Consider the following 2,766-nt stretch of genomic DNA (forward strand, 5'->3'; position numbering starts at 1 on the left):
ACGTTGCCTTGGGCTGTTGGATGCCGAGCCAATCATTGACCGTGAAGATAGCGCGTTGGACGGTGCTGCGCCCTAGGGCGTCCAGATTTTTCACCAATTCCTGCACGATGCGATCGCGAATGAATTCTCCCCGTTCGGAAAAGAGGAAGTCAACGGCTTGATCGAGGGTTTGGCTCGTATCGTAATCGGGACTGTTCCGCGCATTCTTGAGCAAGTTTTCCAAGCGATTCCAGCGAAAATCACCCTCTTTAAACAGCAAATCCCGCAAAGATGCCCGCAACTCTGGTGACGGATCGGTTAGGAGACGACGCGCTACGTAGGGATAGGCTTTGCTCAATACTTTGAAGTTGGGATCAATGCCGATCGCAATCCCTTCCAAGGTAACGAGCGATCGAATAATCAGCGCATAGTAGGCCGGAACCCGGAAGGGATATTCATACATCAACGCGGATAGTTCATCGGTGATGCTTTTGAAGTTCATCTCCGCGACGCTCGCACTCAGAGCATCGTTAAAGACACTGGCAAAGGCTGGAATAATCGGCGTTAAATCTGTATCTGGCGTTAAAAATTCGAGATTGATATAGTCCTGAGCCAAGCCTTCAAAATCGCGATTGACCAGGTGAACGACCGCTTCAATGAGTCCGTATCGCTGATGGGGCTTGATCTCACTCATCATGCCGAAATCGAGATAGGCCAATTTACCATCGGGAGTCGCAAAGAGGTTACCCGGATGGGGGTCGGCGTGGAAAAAGCCGTGTTCCAAAAGCTGGCGGAGAGAGCACTGGACGCCAATTTCAACCAGGTAAGCCGCATCAATGCCTTTCTCGCGGATCTCATCGAGTTGAGTCAGCTTGGTGCCGTTGATCCATTCCATCGTGAGCACGCGCCGCTGGGTGTAGTCCCAGTAAATCTTCGGCACGTAGATGTGGGGAAGATGACCGTAGAGATCGGCGAAGCGCTCGGCGTTGTGGCCTTCGTGGGTGTAGTCCATTTCCTCGAAGATGCGGGCACCAAATTCATCCATAATGCCCACAAGATCGCTGCGAATTCGCTTGAAGGTGCCCGTTGCCCAGAGTGCTAATTGGCGCAAGAGATAGAGGTCGAGGGCAATGCGTTGGGCCAATCCGGGACGCTGCACTTTAACCGCAACTTCTTCCCCAGTTTTCAGTTTGCCCCGGTATACCTGGCCTAGGGATGCTGCCGCGATCGGTTTATCCGACAGTTCGGCATAGATATTTTCGGGGCGATCGCCCAATTCTTCTTCAATAAATCGGAAGGCCACCTCGTTTGGGAAGGCGGGGAGTTGATCCTGAAGGTGGGATAGTTCTTCTAAATAAACGGGAGGCACCAAGTCGGGACGGGTGGAGAGTGCTTGCCCAACTTTGATATAGGCAGGCCCAAGCTGAGTCAATACCTCGCGAAGCTGAACGGCACGACGACGCTCATTCTTCTTCCCTTTCCGAGTCGTTTTATCCCACCACAGCCCCAACGCAAAGCTGAGGCAGGGGGTCAGGATTGCCAGAATTCGGCTCAGCACTAAAAATGGCCTGCGGCGGTAGAAGGCCGTAATCACGTCGGGATTGTAGCGGATGCGCGGAATCTGCGAACCGGATAGTCCTCGCTCGCTTTCGAGTTCGGCCTCTAGCATTTCAAACAGTGCCTGCTTCTCTGCGTCAGGATCTATAATGGATTCCGGCAGAGGGGGTTCTGGCACAAATTCAACAGGTTGGCTACTCACGGTGACCGTTTGAACGGCATGAGACGGGTTGATGGCAGTCGTTGTCGATTCGGTCATGGGTTATAAGGTGAGCAACATCTAGAGCGATCGCTTGCGGTTTGGAACATCGAGGAGCATGAACGCGCTCCCCACCTGGTCGCACAAAAGATTTTCCTTTGCACATCCTCGGCGTATGTAACGCATTGTAACAAGCTCAACTCCCTTGATCTCGATTCTATCGGGTTGAAATCTAGAATGTCGGAGCTAAACAGTTGAAAAAACCGATGTAATTTAGGGTGGATGTCCGATGGAGGGCTATGTCTTAGAGAACGAGATTCATTCACCGTGACTAGAGTAGACAAACCAAAAAGAGGCGATGACTTAAAAATAGAAATTAAAATTTTATATTTACATTAAAAAACAAGGTCAAATATGTTTGACTCGATTGATATCAAGGTTCTTGAGTGCTTAATGCAGCAAGGACGGATGACTTGGTCGGAATTGGCGGGGAAGTTGGGACTGTCTTCGCCCGCTGCGGCTGATCGCGTTCGTCGCCTTGAAGAAAAGGGGGCGATCGTCGGTTATTCCGCACGAATTAACCCGGATGCGGTTGGATGTTCGCTGATGGCCTTTGTTGCCGTCACCCTTGAGCATCCCCAATATCGGGATCTGTTTCTGGAGAAGGTGCAGGAGCTTGCCGAAATTCAGGAATGTCATCACATGACGGGGGATGATGACTACTTCCTTAAAATTCGGTGTCGCGGTACGGCAGATCTGGAACGGCTGATTAGCGAAGAACTCAAGGGCGTACCGGGTGTGCTGAAGACTCGCACCAGCATTGTTCTATCTAGCCCTAAAGAAACGGGTGATTTGCCGCTGCCTCGCGAAACTTAAGTTTATTTTGAGTGTCCAGTGAAGAACGGACGGTTCGATATTCTGAAGCTTTGGGGGTTCTCGGAGATGTCACCCGCACCAGTCATCCACCTGTATATATCGCTAGCCATATCGGTTAGGACATTTTGGTGGGGCGGCTTCGCCGCCCCACCAAA

General features: G+C 51.4%; 2 protein-coding genes. One reads left to right on the forward strand and one right to left on the reverse strand.

All coding sequences use genetic code 11. The features are described from left to right. On the reverse strand, nt 1-1,795 hold a 1,795-nt coding region (locus IGR76_10490), incomplete at its 3' end, for an AarF/ABC1/UbiB kinase family protein (GenBank protein ID MBF2078921.1). A gap of 354 nt (nt 1,796-2,149) precedes the next feature. On the opposite strand from IGR76_10490, the gene IGR76_10495 reads away from it, so the two are divergent. Further along, complete coding sequence (locus IGR76_10495) at nt 2,150-2,611, forward strand: Lrp/AsnC family transcriptional regulator (protein ID MBF2078922.1); 462 nt, start codon at nt 2,150-2,152, stop codon at nt 2,609-2,611. Nucleotides 2,612-2,766 lie beyond the last annotated feature (155 nt).

It is taken from the genome of Synechococcales cyanobacterium T60_A2020_003, assembly GCA_015272205.1.
Lineage (GTDB): Bacteria > Cyanobacteriota > Cyanobacteriia > RECH01 > RECH01 > JACYMB01.